At 62.4% G+C, this 14,407-nt stretch carries 14 protein-coding genes; 7 read left to right on the top strand and 7 right to left on the bottom strand.

Annotation, left to right across the window (positions count from 1 at the left end; all coding sequences use genetic code 11):
- The first annotated feature begins 64 nt into the window (after positions 1 to 64).
- On the top strand, positions 65 to 1,513 hold the full coding sequence (locus EZI54_RS14735) for an aspartate kinase (protein ID WP_131482651.1): 1,449 nt from the start codon (positions 65 to 67) through the stop codon (positions 1,511 to 1,513).
- A 379-nt stretch (positions 1,514 to 1,892) separates the two neighbouring features.
- Here EZI54_RS14735 and EZI54_RS14730 read toward each other — a convergent pair whose 3' ends face one another.
- The 4 genes from EZI54_RS14730 to pdxH form a co-directional block, all read right to left on the bottom strand.
- Positions 1,893 to 2,354, bottom strand: coding sequence for a DUF3429 domain-containing protein (locus EZI54_RS14730; RefSeq protein ID WP_131482650.1), 462 nt, complete (start codon positions 2,352 to 2,354; stop codon positions 1,893 to 1,895).
- Positions 2,351 to 2,653, bottom strand: a complete 303-nt coding sequence (locus EZI54_RS14725) for a DUF6482 family protein (protein ID WP_131482649.1) — start codon at positions 2,651 to 2,653, stop codon at positions 2,351 to 2,353. The genes EZI54_RS14730 and EZI54_RS14725 overlap by 4 nt, the downstream gene beginning before the upstream one ends.
- Positions 2,654 to 2,740: 87 nt before the next feature.
- Positions 2,741 to 3,358, bottom strand: coding sequence for a DNA-3-methyladenine glycosylase I (locus EZI54_RS14720; protein WP_131482648.1), 618 nt, complete (start codon positions 3,356 to 3,358; stop codon positions 2,741 to 2,743).
- A 33-nt stretch (positions 3,359 to 3,391) separates the two neighbouring features.
- A complete protein-coding gene (pdxH, locus tag EZI54_RS14715) occupies positions 3,392 to 4,027 on the bottom strand; it encodes a pyridoxamine 5'-phosphate oxidase (protein ID WP_131482647.1) in 636 nt (211 codons plus the stop codon).
- Positions 4,028 to 4,500: 473 nt separating this feature from the next.
- Between pdxH and proV the strand changes: the two genes are divergently transcribed.
- The 5 genes from proV (at position 4,501) to yfbR (ending at position 11,700) form a co-directional block, all read left to right on the top strand.
- A complete protein-coding gene (proV, locus tag EZI54_RS14710; RefSeq protein WP_131482646.1) occupies positions 4,501 to 5,703 on the top strand; it encodes a glycine betaine/L-proline ABC transporter ATP-binding protein ProV in 1,203 nt (400 codons plus the stop codon).
- Entirely contained in the window at positions 5,693 to 6,829 is a 1,137-nt protein-coding gene (proW, locus tag EZI54_RS14705; protein WP_131482645.1) for a glycine betaine/L-proline ABC transporter permease ProW, read from the top strand. Before proV ends, proW begins: the two co-directional genes overlap by 11 nt.
- 102 nt (positions 6,830 to 6,931) lie before the next feature.
- Positions 6,932 to 7,921, top strand: coding sequence for a glycine betaine/L-proline ABC transporter substrate-binding protein ProX (gene proX, locus EZI54_RS14700; RefSeq protein WP_131482644.1), 990 nt, complete (start codon positions 6,932 to 6,934; stop codon positions 7,919 to 7,921).
- A gap of 242 nt (positions 7,922 to 8,163) precedes the next feature.
- A complete protein-coding gene (locus EZI54_RS14695; protein ID WP_131482643.1) occupies positions 8,164 to 11,103 on the top strand; it encodes a DUF748 domain-containing protein in 2,940 nt (979 codons plus the stop codon).
- On the top strand, positions 11,104 to 11,700 hold the full coding sequence (yfbR, locus tag EZI54_RS14690; RefSeq protein WP_131482642.1) for a 5'-deoxynucleotidase: 597 nt from the start codon (positions 11,104 to 11,106) through the stop codon (positions 11,698 to 11,700).
- 115 nt (positions 11,701 to 11,815) lie between these two features.
- Here yfbR and queE read toward each other — a convergent pair whose 3' ends face one another.
- Positions 11,816 to 12,472, bottom strand: coding sequence for a 7-carboxy-7-deazaguanine synthase (queE, locus tag EZI54_RS14685; RefSeq protein WP_131482641.1), 657 nt, complete (start codon positions 12,470 to 12,472; stop codon positions 11,816 to 11,818).
- Positions 12,472 to 13,137, bottom strand: a complete 666-nt coding sequence (gene queC, locus EZI54_RS14680) for a 7-cyano-7-deazaguanine synthase QueC (protein ID WP_131482640.1) — start codon at positions 13,135 to 13,137, stop codon at positions 12,472 to 12,474. The genes queE and queC overlap by 1 nt, the downstream gene beginning before the upstream one ends.
- 177 nt (positions 13,138 to 13,314) lie before the next feature.
- On the opposite strand from queC, the gene EZI54_RS14675 reads away from it, so the two are divergent.
- Complete coding sequence (locus EZI54_RS14675; protein ID WP_131482639.1) at positions 13,315 to 13,848, top strand: 3'-5' exonuclease; 534 nt, start codon at positions 13,315 to 13,317, stop codon at positions 13,846 to 13,848.
- A 4-nt stretch (positions 13,849 to 13,852) separates the two neighbouring features.
- Here EZI54_RS14675 and EZI54_RS14670 read toward each other — a convergent pair whose 3' ends face one another.
- Positions 13,853 to 14,092 carry a hypothetical protein gene (locus EZI54_RS14670; RefSeq protein WP_131482638.1) on the bottom strand — a complete coding sequence of 80 codons (240 nt, stop codon included), beginning with the start codon at positions 14,090 to 14,092 and terminating at the stop codon, positions 13,853 to 13,855.
- Positions 14,093 to 14,407 lie beyond the last annotated feature (315 nt).

The following is a 14,407-nucleotide window of genomic DNA, read 5'->3' as shown; positions in this document are numbered from 1 at the left end:
CGCGACCGGCCCTCCCGCTTTATCACTCCCGGCGCACATTCAAGAGCGACCGAAGATCAGAACCATGACTAGCCAACAGCACACCGTAGAGAAAATCGGCGGTACGTCCATGAGCGACTACCAGGCCGTACGCGACAACATCATTGTCGGCGATCGCAGCGCCGACGAACTGTACCAGCGGATTTTCGTGGTCTCCGCCTATGGCGGCGTCACCGACGAACTGCTGGAACACAAGAAAACCGGCGAGCCGGGCGTCTATGCCCTGTTTGCCGACGCCGAATCCGACTGGGCCTGGGGCGACGACCTCAGCAAGCTGACCCAGTTCCTGACCGACTTCAACGGCGAACTGTTCGACGACCCGATGCTCAAGCAGCAGGCCGACCAGTTCATCGTGGACCGCATCGAAGGCGTCCGCGGCTGCCTGATCGACCTCCAGCGCCTGTGCTCCTACGGCCAGTTCCAGCTGGAAGAGCACCTGCTGACCGTGCGCGAAATGCTGGCAGGCATCGGCGAGGCCCACAGCGCCTTCAACACGGCCCTCAAACTGCAGGCCGAAGGCATCAATGCCCGTTTCGTCGACCTGACCGGCTGGCGCGACAACGAACTGCTGCCGCTGGACGAGAAGCTGAAGCAGGCGTTCGACAACGTCGACCTGACCCGCGAACTGCCCATCTGCACCGGCTACGCCCAGTGCGAGGAAGGCCTGATGCGGACCTTCGACCGGGGCTACAGCGAGATGACCTTCAGCCGCATTGCGGTCATCACCGACGCGGCCGAAGCGGTGATCCACAAGGAATACCACCTGAGTTCCGCCGATCCCAAGATCGTGGGCGAGGACAAGGTTGTCCCCATCGGCCGCACCAACTACGACGTGGCCGACCAGCTGGCCAACCTGGGGATGGAAGCGATCCACCCGCGGGCCGGCAAGGGTCTGCGCCAGAACGACATCCCGCTGCGGGTGAAGAACACCTTCGAGCCGGAGCACACCGGTACGCTGATCACCCGTGGGTACATCAGCGAGAAGCCGCAGGTGGAAATCATCGCCGGCCGCAAGGGCGTGTTCGCCATCGAGGTGTTTGACCAGGACATGCAGGGCGATCCGGGTTCCGACCGCCGCATCCTGGACGTGCTCAGCCGCTTCAAGGTGCGCTGTGTCACCAAGGACACCAACGCCAACACGATCACGCATTACGTGGACAGCACCCTCAAGCACGTCAAGCGCGTGGTCCGGGCCCTGCAGGACGAATTCCCCAACGCGGAAATCGCCACCCGCAAGCTGGCCGTGGTATCGGCCATCGGCAGCGACATGCAGGTGCCGGGCATCCTGGCGAAGACGGTGACCGCCCTGGCGGAAGAGGAAATCAGCATCGTCGCGCTGCACCAGTGCATGCGTCAGGTGGATATGCAGTTCATCATCGACGAGGACTATTACGAGAAGGCGATTGCCAAGCTGCACGCCACCCTCATCGAGCCGCATAACCACGAATACGCCATCGTCGCGGCGGTCGGCTGAAAGACCCGGTAGCCGGGTCCACAGAATTATCGGGGTCCGGATCGGTCGCCCTGGCTCCGGTAATGGAGGATGTCTTGCCTCCTGATCGGGCCGCCTGAACTGCGAATTTCAGGCGGTTCCCGATCACCTTTTGCGAGCCTTACCCGCTGTTTTTTTCCTGTCTCTCCTCCGTCCTTCCCCTTCAACCTGCCTGCTGGATATCGTCGTAAATACGGGTACATTGTGCGCACGCCGGAGCCGGAAACGCTGCAGACCATCCCGGACCGGCTGGGAATCAGCGGTGAGCGGGTGCGCCAGATCGAGAAGGGGCGCGCTGGCCAAACTGCGCACCCAGTACGCCGACCTGGCCCATATGGCAGGTCACTGAATGGCGGGGCGATCAGCCCCCCTGCAACGGGAAAAGCAATAGCCAGACTGCCGCCACCACCTGACACAGGCAGGCAACGAGCGTCAGCACCAGCCGGAGACGCCGGTACCAGCCCGGCCAGTACAGGCGCATCCAGCGCACGTCCACGACGTAGAGCAACAGGTACGCCAGCGGATAGACCACCGTCTGTGCCGCCAGTGGCAGCAACAGGGCCAGCCCGGCCGTCAGGAAGAAGAGCTGGCTGATCACCAGCGTCCAGATCGGGGAGAGAGGAAAGCAGCGCTGTTCCAACTGCAGGGCGATCGGCCAGTAGACACCAGCCATGAAGGCCAGCACACCGGCGCTGTAGATGTAGAACAGTTCCACACTCAGAGCGCTGCCGGCAGGCCAGAACAGGATGGCCAGCACCCCGAGAATGAACGGAACCAGTCCGGCCAGGCCGATGGCCGTGGCCAGTCGGGCGACCGCAATCATGAGCGACGTCCCTGGACGCGGATGCGCATCGGATCAGCCGGCGCGTCCAGCCCGACCATTTCATCGTAGGCGGAGGCGTGGACCACATCGGTTCGCATCACGTCGAACGATCCCAGGAGATCCTGCGCCTGCCAGGCGCTCTTGAAGAGGCGGGTGTGGCCGGTATCGTCCGACAGCACTCTCAATCCCTCTTCGAGATGCAGGCGTGCCATGTAAAACTGGCCTTCGAGGGATAGCAGCTCGAGCAACTCAACGCGGAGATTGGGCCGTTGCCTGAGTTCTTCCAGCGTGATTCGCACGTTCGTACCCTCCAAAGAAACCGGACAGCATGGACCAGCCTTGCGTGTAAAACCTGCGAGGAAATACGCCGGATGGGCGGGATAGGATCAGAGTCCCCCGGCATTCCTCGACGGAAACGGCGCATGCCCCGCCAGGTCGGCACACACAGGATGCTGCGGGCAATGTCGCAGATGATCGTTCACCATGCCGACGGCCTGCATGAAGGCATAGACAATCGTCGGCCCCACAAACGTGAAGCCCCGCTTCTTGAGCGCTTTGGAGAGGGCTTCCGATTCGGGCGTGGTCGTCGGAACATCGGACAGGCTGCGCCAGGCGCCCTGGATAGGCTGGAAATCGACGAAAGACCAGAGAAACTCGGAGAATGACTGCCCCTGCTCGGGAAAATCCAGGAACGCCCGGGCGTTACGGATGATCGACTGGACCTTGAGCCGGTTGCGGACAATGCCGGGGTCCTGCAGCAGCTCGGCCACTTTCGCCTCGTCATAGCGGGCAATCCGGTGCGGGTCGAAGCCATCGAAGGCGGCTTCGTAGCTGGCCTGCTTGCGCAGGATGGTGATCCAGCTCAGACCGGCCTGCTGGCCATCGAGGCACAGTTTGGCAAACAGCTCCTGGTCATCGGAGACGGGCCGCCCCCAGACACGATCGTGGTAGTCCACGTAAAGCGGCTCCGTACCACACCACCCACAGCGATTGCCTGCATCCATTCCGATGACCTCCCGACTCCGTTGTTGTCCAGGCTACGGCTGCAGCCGCTGAATGCGCCAGCGACCGTCCTCACGCAGGTATTCGAACCGGTCGTGCAGACGGCTGGGCCGCCCCTGCCAGAATTCGAACCGCTCGGGAACCAGCCGATACCCTCCCCAGAACGACGGCAGCGGGATCTCTCCACTCTGGAAGCGCTGCTTCATCTCCGCCACCTTCTGCTCCAGCAATCCACGCGACGAAATGACCTGGCTCTGCTCGGAAACCCAGGCACCGATCTGGCTGCCCCGCGGGCGTGAGGAAAAATAACGCAGGGATTCCGTCTTGCTGACCTTCTCCACACGGCCCTGAATGATCACCTGGCGGTTCAGCGCCAGCCATGGGAACAGCATCGCGGCACGCGGGTTCTCCGCCAGTTCGTGGGCCTTGCGACTCGCGTAGTTGGTGAAGAACACAAACCCGGCATTGTCGAAATACTTGAGCAGGACGGTACGCAGGCTGGGCTGGCCATCGGCCCCGACCGTGCTCAACGACAGTGCATTGGGCTCCAGTACCCCCGCTTCCCGCGCATGGCTGAACCAGACCTCGAACTGGCGTACGGGATCCGCATCCAGTTGGTCACGGTCGATACCCTCGGATTCGAAATCCCGGCGCATATCACTGATATCCATAGTTCATTCCCATAACAGCCTGTCTCGTGCCTGTCGCTTCAGTGCCGTCACACCCGGCCACGGCCCTGATCATACGCCGTCCCGACCACACCCGATTCATGGCCGACCGGTTTCCGGCCAACCAGCGGCAGTTCCCCATGATACGGGGATGCGGGAAACGATGGTATGTCGCGATTGCCGCAATGCGCTGGTAGGTCAGAGGCGACCCGGAAGCTCATCAGAGGCTCCCTGAGTTGATCCGGATTATTATTTAGATCACTAAGCTTTTAAAACGCGCCATAATGGAGTGGCATTGATCCGAATTATTATGTACTCGTACATGACAGATCCACCTGGCCTTTAAATATAGGCTCTGGTAGCGTGCAGAACAGTCTGCCCAGGGAATGGAGAACGTGAATGAGTGGGATTTCAATTTTTTACTATACTGAATAAATCATGGGGTAGAAGGCCTCGAGCCTCGCAGGACCGCCTGAATGAAACCAAAAGTCATTATAAAACACCTCTTCAAGGTCTTTGGGGATAATCCGAACGAGGCAATGGCCTTGTTCAGGCAGGGACTGGGCAAAGCTGATATCTTCAAACAGACGGGCATGACCCTTGGGGTCATGGACGCCTCCTTCGAAGTCTACGAAGGAGAGATCTTCGTCATTATGGGGCTTTCCGGCTCCGGAAAATCCACCCTGGTACGCCTGCTGAACCGGCTGATCGAGCCGACCGACGGCGAAGTCTGGGTCGGTGACCAGAACATTGCCGCACTCTCGGAAACCGAGCTCAATGAGTTGCGCCGCAAGAAGATGAGCATGGTGTTCCAGTCTTTCGCGCTCATGCCCCACATGAACGTGATCGACAACGCGGCCTTTGGCCTGGAACTGTCCGGCGTACCGCGGGAAGAGCGACACAAGAGGGCTCGGGCCGCGCTGGCGCAGGTGGGGCTCGAAGCCAACGCCCGCAGCTATCCGGACGAGCTCTCCGGGGGCATGCAGCAACGCGTTGGCCTGGCCCGGGCGCTGGCCAATGATCCCGAGATCATGCTGATGGACGAGGCCTTCTCGGCGCTGGATCCGCTGATCCGTACCGAAATGCAGGACGAACTGGTCAAGCTGCAGAAGGATTCCAGGCGCACCGTCATCTTCATCTCCCACGACCTGGACGAAGCCATGCGCATCGGCGACCGCATTGCCATCATGGAAGGCGGTCGTGTGGTGCAGGTGGGCACCCCCGACGAAATCCTCAAGAACCCGGCCGACGATTACGTGCGCTCCTTCTTTCGGGGCGTGGACGTGTCCACTGTGCTGTCCGCCAGGGACGTGGCCACCAAGAAGCAGGTCACCGTCATCGAGCGCGAAGGAGCGGGCGTCCCGGCGGCGATCGAACGTCTGCGCCGCAATGACCGGGAATTCGGTTACGTGGTCAGCCCGGACCAGATTTTCCATGGTGTGGTGTCACTGGACTCCCTGAAGGCGGCCGACAAGAACGGCCAGCGCGTCAGCGATGCCCTGCTGCCCGACCTGGCCCCAATCAATGCGTCCACCTCCCTGACCGACGTCATCGGACGGGTTGCCGAAGCCCCCTGCGGCCTGCCGGTGGTCGACGACAAGGGTCAGTACCTGGGCGTCATTTCCAAAGCAGCACTGCTGCAGGCTCTGGATCGGGAGGGTGAGCAACATGGCCGATGACAACACGACGCAGGCGGGCGACGCCGCCGCACAGGGCAGCGCGACCACCAACCCCTGGGCCGCCGCTTCCGAACAGCAGGGTTCCGGTGGCGGGGCGAGCAATCCATGGAGCGATGCCGGTGCCGCCGGCGGTCCTGATGCCGGCGGTGATGCCGGCACCGGCTGGCTGAACGGTGCCGACCAGGTGGACGTGGTCCACAACACCTTTGCCCATCCGTTCCAGACCGAATGGTTCGACATCCAGGGCGGCGTCGAACACGGCATCGACTGGATCGTCGACAACTTCCGGGTCTTCTTCCAACTGGTCAAACAACCGGTCGACCTGGCCCTGGGCTTTTTCGATGCCACGCTGCTGAGCGTGCCGCCGGTGATCATGATCATCCTGTTCGGTCTGGTGGCCTGGCAGTTGGCCGGCATCCGCCTGGCCATTGCCGCGATGGTGGGCATGACGGCCATGGGTGCCATCGGCGCCTGGCACGAAGCCATGACGACCCTGTCACTGGTGATCACCTCGGTCCTGTTCTGCATGATCATCGGCATTCCGTCGGGAATCTGGATGGCCAAGAGCGATGGCGTGTCCCGCATCATCCGCCCCATCCTCGATGCCATGCAGACGACACCGGCGTTCGTCTACCTGGTTCCAATCGTGATGCTGTTCGGTATCGGCAACGTCCCGGGTGTCATCGTCACCATCATCTTCGCCGTGGCACCCGTTATCCGCCTGACCAACCTGGGGATTCGCCAGGTGCCGTCGGACCTGGTGGAAGCCTCGCGCTCCTTTGGCGCCAGTCCGCGTCAACTGCTGTTCAAGGTCCAGTTGCCGCTGGCCATGCCCACCATCATGGCCGGCGTCAACCAGACGCTGATGCTGGCCCTGTCGATGGTGGTGATCGCCTCCATGATCGCCGTACCCGGACTGGGCCTGATGGTCCTGCGGGGCATTGGCCGTCTCGACATCGGCCTGGCCACCGTCGGCGGCATCGGCATCGTCATCCTGGCCATCATCCTGGATCGCATGACCCAGGCATTGGGCCGCGACTCCCGCGACCGCGGGACCCGTCACTGGTACGAGTCCGGCCCCGTGGGGCTGATCTATTCACTGGTACGCAAGAAGAAAGAAGCCTGAGGAAACAGCGTGGACACGATGGCGATGACTCCGTCAATACTCGCCATGCCTCTACGCGATTTCCCTGGAAGGGCTTGAAAACCGAAGCAGGAGGAGAATTGCATGACTCTTAAACAAGCACTGACAGGCGCATTGTTGGCCGGCGGTGTTGTCCTGGGCGTACAGGCCGAGGACATGCCCGGCAAGGGCGTCACTGTCCAGGCCGTCCAGAGTCCGATTGCCGAGGAGACTTTCCAGACCATGGTGGTCGACGAGGCACTGCGCGACCTGGGATACAACGTCAAGGATATCCAGGAAGTCGACTACAGTGCCGGCTATACATCCATCGCCAATGGTGACGCCACCTTTATGGCGGTGAACTGGTACCCGCTGCACAACACCATGTACGAGAACGCCGGCGGTGACGATGCTTTCTACCGCAAGGGCTACTACATTGAAGGCGCAGCGCAGGGTTACCTGATCGACAAGAAGACTGCCGACAAGTACGGCATCGACAACATTGGCGACTTCAAGGATCCCAAGATCGCCAAACTGTTCGACACCGACGGCGACGGCAAGGCCGACCTGACCGGCTGTCAGGCAGGCTGGGGTTGTGAAGGCGTCATCGAGCACCAGCTCGACGCCTTCGGTCTGCGCGACACCGTCACCCACAAGCAGGGCCAGTACGCCGCGATCATCTCGGATACCATTACCCGCTACAACAACGGCGACCCGATCTTCTACTACACTTGGACGCCGTACTGGGTTTCCGGTGTGCTGGTTCCGGGCAGGGACGTGGTCTGGCTGGAAGTGCCCTTCTCATCCAACCCGAACGGGACGGACACCGAACTGCCGAACGGCAAGAACTATGGCTTCGAGATCAACAGCGAGCGCATCGTTGCCAACAAGGAATGGGCCGCCGAGAACCCGGCTGCCGCCAAGCTGTTTGAAGTCATGAAGCTCCCGGTCAACGACGTGAGCGCCGAGAACATGAAGATCCGCGACGGCGAAGATTCGCCGGAAGCCATCATGGGGCACACCAAGGCCTGGATCAACGCGCATAAGGATACCTACAACGGCTGGCTGGAGCAGGCACGCGCCGCAGCCAAGTAACAGGATAGGCGGGGTGCCTGCGGGCACCCCGTTATCTTGCTTTCCCCCTGCCTTCCCGACGCCGGATCACCGGGAAGGTTCGTCCCGAATACGCCACCATCGAAGCAATGACAGCCACCGTGCCGTCGAACTATGCTTCTATACTCCACGTATCCCTTTGTTTTGGTGACGTCCGGCGGTTGCCTGCACCCTGACGACACACCGACAATATCCGTGCCCCTGTAACGACAAGGAGAAAGTCCGTGGCCGACCCCAAGGCACGCAAGCCCATCTACCGGATGGTCTCGTTCTGGCTGTTTCTGCTGCTGATCCTCTACACCCTGGCCGGCTTCATCGGGCTGCCCTGGTGGTTGCAACGCCAGGTACCGGAACAGCTCAAGACCCAGTTGGGCTGGGAGGGCTCGGTGACCGACATCGACTTCAACCCGTTCACCATGACCCTCGACGTCGAGGGACTGGATGCCCGGGATGCCGATGGTGAGCCGGTCGTGGCGGCCAAGCAGCTGCATGTGGACCTGACGGTCTGGCGCCTGGTCACGGGCACCATCGCCTTCGAATCCATCCGGCTGGATGCGCCGTTCGTTCGCGTCGACCTGCTCAAGGATTATGGCGTCAACCTGGTACGGGACTGGACCACCCACCACCCGGCCACGGAAACACCGGAGGAGCAGAGCGCCTCCTCCGAGCCGCCGCATCTCTATTTCAATGAAATCCAGCTCAACGACGGTGAAGTCCGCTTCCGCGACTACAGCCAGGACCAGCCGGAAACCTTCGACATCCAGCCGCTGGACGTCACCCTCAACGACCTGGCCACCTTCGGCGACGACGGCAGCCCCAGCGACTACACCCTGTCCGCCGCCATTGACGAACAGCAGATCGACTGGCAGGGCAACATCGGCCTGATGCCATTCCATTCCAACGGCCATGTCCGCCTCAGGGATATCAGCCACACGACCCTGGTGCATTTCGCCTCGCCGTATGCCCCCTATGTGGTCAACCAGGGCACCCTGTCCCTGGACACCGACTACGCCCTTTCCAGTGCCGGTGACTTCGCCCTGGTCACCCGCAACGGCGAGTTGCGCATCGACAACCTCAGCGCCAGCCTGCCCCAGGCGGACCAGCCGTTCGCCACCCTGGCCGCGCTGGTGGTCAAGGGCATCACCTTCAATCTGGCGGATCGCTCACTGGCCATCGGGTCGGTGGACCTGGACAGCCTGAAAGGCAACGTCAGTCGCGACAAGGAGGGGCTGATCAACGTCCTCAAGCCCTTCACCGGTCCGGAAAACGGCAGCCAGGACACCGAGGCGGATACCGGCGGCGACAGCAGCGGTTCCGGATTTGACTGGCGGATCGACACTGTCACCCTGGCCGACAGCGACGTGCACTGGCAGGACGCTGTCCCGGAGACGCCCGCCGACATCAGCGCCAGTGGTATCAACGCCAAACTGGGACCGCTGACCCAGGCACTGGACGAACCCGTGCCCTACACCCTGAATCTGCGGACCGGCGAATCCGGCAAGATCAGCGCCCGGGGCCAAGTGACCTTCGTGCCGTTTACCCTGGAATCCACGCTGTCGCTGGATGACATCGCGCTGGCGCCGTTCGAGCCGTATGTCCAGCAGACAGCCAACGTCGCCTTCGCCAGCGGAACGCTGAACGTCGCCGGCGAGCTGGACCTGGACGACCAGACACCGGCGCTGACCGGCACCTTCAACGGCAATGGCCAGATACGGAACCTGAAGCTCACACGAGCCGGCCAGTCCGACCCGATCCTGAGCTGGTCGTCCCTGCGACTCAACCCGGTGGAACTGAACCTGAACCCGGGCCGGCTGGAGATCGGCACGATCACCCTGACCGACCCGGATGCCCACATCGTCCGGGCCGCCGACGGCTCAACCAACCTTTCCGGTCTCATCAAGAGTGGCGATACCGGGGACAGCGATACGGCGGCCCAGGAGCAGGACGCAGGCAGCAGCGACAAACCGGGCTTTGTGTTCCGGGTGACACAGATCGAGCTGGAGAACGGCGGGTTTGACCTGGCCGACCGGACGATCAAGCCGGTGTTTACGACAGGCATGCGCAAGGTCAACGGCATGATCGAAGGGCTCAGCAACGTCCCGCCCCAGCAGGGCAGCGTGCGGATGAGCGGCGAACTTGGCCAGCGCGGCCATGTCGACATGAAGGGCTCCATCGGCACCCTGGGCAAGAAGGACACCACCCACCTGGAGCTGAACCTGGACAACATGGCGATGGCCGAACTGTCGCCCTATTTCGGCCGCTACCTGGGCTACGCCGTGGACAGCGGCAAGCTGCGGATGGACCTGAAATACGACATTACCGGCCCGAAGATCAAAGCGGACAACCGGATCGTGATGGACCAGCTCACCCTCGGCCAGGCCGTGCAGAGTAAGGATGCGGTGAACGTCCCGGTCAAACTGGGACTGACCCTGTTGCGGGACACCGATGGCGTGATCGACGTGGACCTGCCGATCGAAGGCAACCTGGACGATCCCGAGTTCCGCGTGGGCCAGGTGGTCCTGCGGGCCTTCGTCAACCTGCTGGCCAAGGCGGCCACTTCCCCCTTCACCATGCTCGGATCGGTGGCCGAGCTGGCCGGTTTCTCCGGAGAGGAGCTGGGCCAGGTGGCCTTCGTACCGGGCACCACGACGCTCGCGCCGGGCGAAGACAAGAAGCTGGAGCTGCTGGCCGATGCCCTGGCGGAAAAGCCGCAGCTGTTACTGAACGTGCGCGGCGCCGTGGCGCCGGACATCGACGGGCTGGCCCTGAAAGCGGAGCGCCTGGACACCCGGCTGGACCTGACCGCCAACACCGACCGCAAACAGAGGGTCCAGGCCCTGGAAAGCCAGCTGGTCGATCAGCAGGGCGAAGCCGCACTGAAGCAGTTGCAGGCCGACAACAACCAGACCGGGAACGAGCGTTTCACCAGCGCCGAATGGGTCACGACCCTGGTCCGCAGCCTGACCAGGGACGTCCAGTTGCCGCCTGAGGCCCTCAACCGGCTGGCCCAGCAGCGCGGAGCCGTCCTGCAGAAGCAGCTGTCGGAACAGTACGATATTCCCGACGACCAGTTGTTCCTGCTGGCACCTTCCGAGGACGCCAAAACCGAAATGGGTGAGGATGCGATCCGCGTGATCGTACCGTTTGCCATGGGTGCCCGATAGATGACGCGCCGCCTCAGCCACTTCTTCGCCTATGTTGCCCGCCTGCGCTGGATCAAGCGCTGGGGACTGATGCGCAACGCCATCGAGGAAAACGTAGCCACCCACTCCTGGGAAGTGGCCACCATCGCCCACGCCCTGGCGCTGATCCGCAACCGGCATTTCCACGGCTCGGTGGATGTGGACCATGTGGCCGCGGCGGCCCTCTATCACGACGCCACCGAAGTGATCACCGGCGACATGCCGACGCCGGTCAAGTATCACTCCAGCGTCATGCGCGAGGCCTTCAGCGAGATTGAGCACAAGGCCGAGGACGAACTGCTCGATCTGTTACCCGAGAGCCTGCAGGCGGACTTCGCCACCTACATCAAGGAATCCCTATGGGATGAGGATGTGAAGGTCCTGGTCAAAGCCGCCGACCGCCTGTCCGCCTGGCTCAAGTGCCAGGCGGAGATCCAGGCCGGCAACAAGGAGTTCGAACCGGCGGCGGTGCAGATCCTGGAGCGGCTCAGGAGCGAGGACCTGCCGGAAGTGCAGTATTTCCTGGACGTGTTCGCGCCCAGCTACAGCCAGCCGCTGGATCATTTGTTGGGGGATTAAGTCTCGGGCGAGGGCGCGCCGACTGGTAGGTTGGTTGTATAACAGGGGCACCTTCGGAGCAGCCCGCAGGGCTGCCTGAAGAGGTGCAACGACGTTTGGGCCACTCACATCCGGCTCAATCAATCCCCACAATCTTGTGCATCTGCAGCGTCAACCGCCACTGGGGGTGCGCCAGGCAGTACTCCGTGGCCCGGCGCGTGTTGCTCTGCTTGACCGGATCCGGGCCGTCCTCGGGGAGCGCCGGCGACGCCATCGGGGACAGGAAGAAATGATCCGCCCGGATGTGCTCGAACCGCTCCGGCATCGCCAGCGGCTGCGGGTACACCAGCTTCAGCTCGTTGCAACGCTCCAGCACGATTTCGGCGTCGGCCTTGGGGCTCATGCACAGCCAGTCGATGCCGGCCGGCGCCGGCAGAGTGCCGTTGGTTTCCACCCCCACTTCAAAGCCGCGGGCATGGAATGCCTCTATCAGCGGCTCGTCCAGTTGCAGCAGAGGCTCACCGCCGGTGCAGACCACATAGGGCCGTCCGCTATCGTGGGGCCAGAGCGCGGCCACGTGGTCCGCCAGCGCGTCGGCGTCGGCAAAGCGGCCGCCATTCTGGCCATCGGTGCCGACAAAATCGGTGTCGCAGAAATTACAGACCGCGCTGGCCCGGTCCTTCTCCCGGCCGGTCCACAGGTTGCACTTGCTGAAACGGCAGAACACCGCCGCACGACCTGCCTGGGCGCCTTCGCCCTGCAGGGTGTAGAAGGCTTCCTTGACCCGGTACATCAGACGTCCACCTCGTAGGGCAGCGGATCGCGCTGTCCCCGGGCGGCAAACGCCTCCAGCCGTTCCACGCAGGAACCGCAGCGGCCACAGGCCGCGTCGCGGCCGTTGTAGCAGGTCCAGGTCTGGCTGTAGTCCAGGTTCATGGCCAGGCCTTCCGCCAGGATCTCGCCTTTATCCAGGGCCATGTAGGGCGCTTCGACGCGCACCGGCTCGTAGTTGGCGATGCGGCACACGGCGTCCATCTTCTCCACGAACTCCGGCCGGCAGTCCGGATAGATCGCATGATCACCACCGTGCGCACCGAACCAGACCGCCTGGGCCCCGACCGATACGGCGTAGCCGGTGGCCAGGGAGATCAGGATCATGTTGCGGTTGGGCACCACGGTGGATTTCATGCCCGCTTCCTCGTAGTGGCCTTCCGGCACCTCGATGTCGTCGGTCAACGACGAACCGCTGAGCAGGTCGCCCATCGGCGACATATCGACTACCTTGTGGGGGAGCCCCAGCTCTTCGCACACCGTCCTGGCGCATTCCAGTTCCCGCACGTGCCGCTGGCCATAGTTGAACGACAGGGCATGCACCTCATAACCCGCCGCCCGGGCCCGGTGCAACAGCGTAAAGGAATCCATGCCACCGGAATAGATGACGACGACTTTCTGGGACATAGGTAGGCCACCTCATAACAGCCAATAACGGGAATGGACGAATTGTAACAGGGACGCGGCAGGATGGGTTCGCGTCCGGTCGCCGCGCCGGTTAAACTCATTGGATCATCCGGATCCGACGGCCCGGCCGGCATTGTTCGGGCATCCTGAAAAAGAACATAACCAGAACGACGCAGTATGAACGTTTCCGAATCACCGGCATTTATCGATTTCGAGGCTTCCAGCCTGGACCTGATCGCCAGTTATCCGATCGAGGTCGGCGTCAGTCTGCCGGACGGAACCCTACACAGCTGGCTGATCGCGCCTCACGTTCTCTGGCAGGACTGGTCAGAGAACGCCGAGGCCATTCACGGGATCAGTCGCGATACCCTGTGCAGGGAAGGTCATGACGTCCAGGGCGTGGCACATGCCCTCAATGAATTGCTGGGCGACGCCGTGTACTGCGATGCCTGGACCTTCGACAGTTTCTGGCTGCACCGCCTGTACCGGGCTGCCCGCGTCACGCCAAGCTTTACGCTCGATTCGGTGTCATCCCTCCTGGATACCCACCAGGTCCAGCTTTGGGCCGAAGTCCGCCAGCAGGTCATCGAATCCCTGGGCCTGCCGGTCCACCGTGCCGCCAACGACGCCCTGATCCTGCAGGAAACCTGGCGCCGGGTCGTGGATCACGGTGCCCGTCACAATACCCGGGTGCACGCAGCGCGTTCCTGATCGGCTACCCGTGCCTTTCGGCCCGGACCCAGGCCGCCACCACCTCGATCACATCGCCGACGGTATTCAGGGTCCAGAACGTCACCAGTGCCATCAGCGCGGCGCCAAAGGCGGTAAACGTCATGTCGGCTCCGACGATCCGGCTCTCGGCCAGGGCAAAGTATGCAGCCAGTGCCACCACCAGCAGGACCTCAATAACGATATGGGATTTCAGTTTGACGATGCGACCTGTGTCGTCGGACATGATGCTCGCGGTTTCACCCCTGTTACGTGCATTCAACGGATACCGGGCATCGCCCGGCAAGATAGTGTCCTAAGGAGCCTCTGATTATCTCGCGCGCGATAAAACATGGCTGTACGAGGAACTCAGTACGCAATAACCGGGGAGTCTGCGCGGCAGGAAGAGTGCCGACGCCGAGGGCGTTATCGTGGAATCGAGTAGGAGGGGGAGTTGCCTCCCCCGTCCTCTCACACCACCGGGCATACGGTTCCGTACCACGGCGGTTCATGATTGGCTCTGAAGCCGGTTTATCGTATCCAGCAAACTGACCAGAGACAG

The sequence above is a fragment of the Marinobacter halodurans genome (assembly GCF_004327985.1).
In the GTDB taxonomy this organism is placed as follows: domain Bacteria; phylum Pseudomonadota; class Gammaproteobacteria; order Pseudomonadales; family Oleiphilaceae; genus Marinobacter_A; species Marinobacter_A halodurans.
Note: the sequence above shows the minus strand (reverse complement) of the source record. Positions and strands in the feature narration are given on the sequence as shown.

Coding starts and splice junctions, on each gene's coding strand:
- EZI54_RS14735 (WP_131482651.1), top strand. CDS start 65: ATGACTAGCCAACAGCACACCGTAGAGAAAATCGGCGGTACGTCCATG.
- queE (WP_131482641.1), bottom strand. CDS start 12,472: ATGTACCGGGTCAAGGAAGCCTTCTACACCCTGCAGGGCGAAGGCGCC.
- yfbR (WP_131482642.1), top strand. CDS start 11,104: ATGACGCGCCGCCTCAGCCACTTCTTCGCCTATGTTGCCCGCCTGCGC.
- EZI54_RS14720 (WP_131482648.1), bottom strand. CDS start 3,358: ATGGATGCAGGCAATCGCTGTGGGTGGTGTGGTACGGAGCCGCTTTAC.
- EZI54_RS14730 (WP_131482650.1), bottom strand. CDS start 2,354: ATGATTGCGGTCGCCCGACTGGCCACGGCCATCGGCCTGGCCGGACTG.
- EZI54_RS14670 (WP_131482638.1), bottom strand. CDS start 14,092: ATGTCCGACGACACAGGTCGCATCGTCAAACTGAAATCCCATATCGTT.
- EZI54_RS14675 (WP_131482639.1), top strand. CDS start 13,315: ATGAACGTTTCCGAATCACCGGCATTTATCGATTTCGAGGCTTCCAGC.
- proW (WP_131482645.1), top strand. CDS start 5,693: ATGGCCGATGACAACACGACGCAGGCGGGCGACGCCGCCGCACAGGGC.
- queC (WP_131482640.1), bottom strand. CDS start 13,137: ATGTCCCAGAAAGTCGTCGTCATCTATTCCGGTGGCATGGATTCCTTT.
- proX (WP_131482644.1), top strand. CDS start 6,932: ATGACTCTTAAACAAGCACTGACAGGCGCATTGTTGGCCGGCGGTGTT.
- proV (WP_131482646.1), top strand. CDS start 4,501: ATGAAACCAAAAGTCATTATAAAACACCTCTTCAAGGTCTTTGGGGAT.
- pdxH (WP_131482647.1), bottom strand. CDS start 4,027: ATGGATATCAGTGATATGCGCCGGGATTTCGAATCCGAGGGTATCGAC.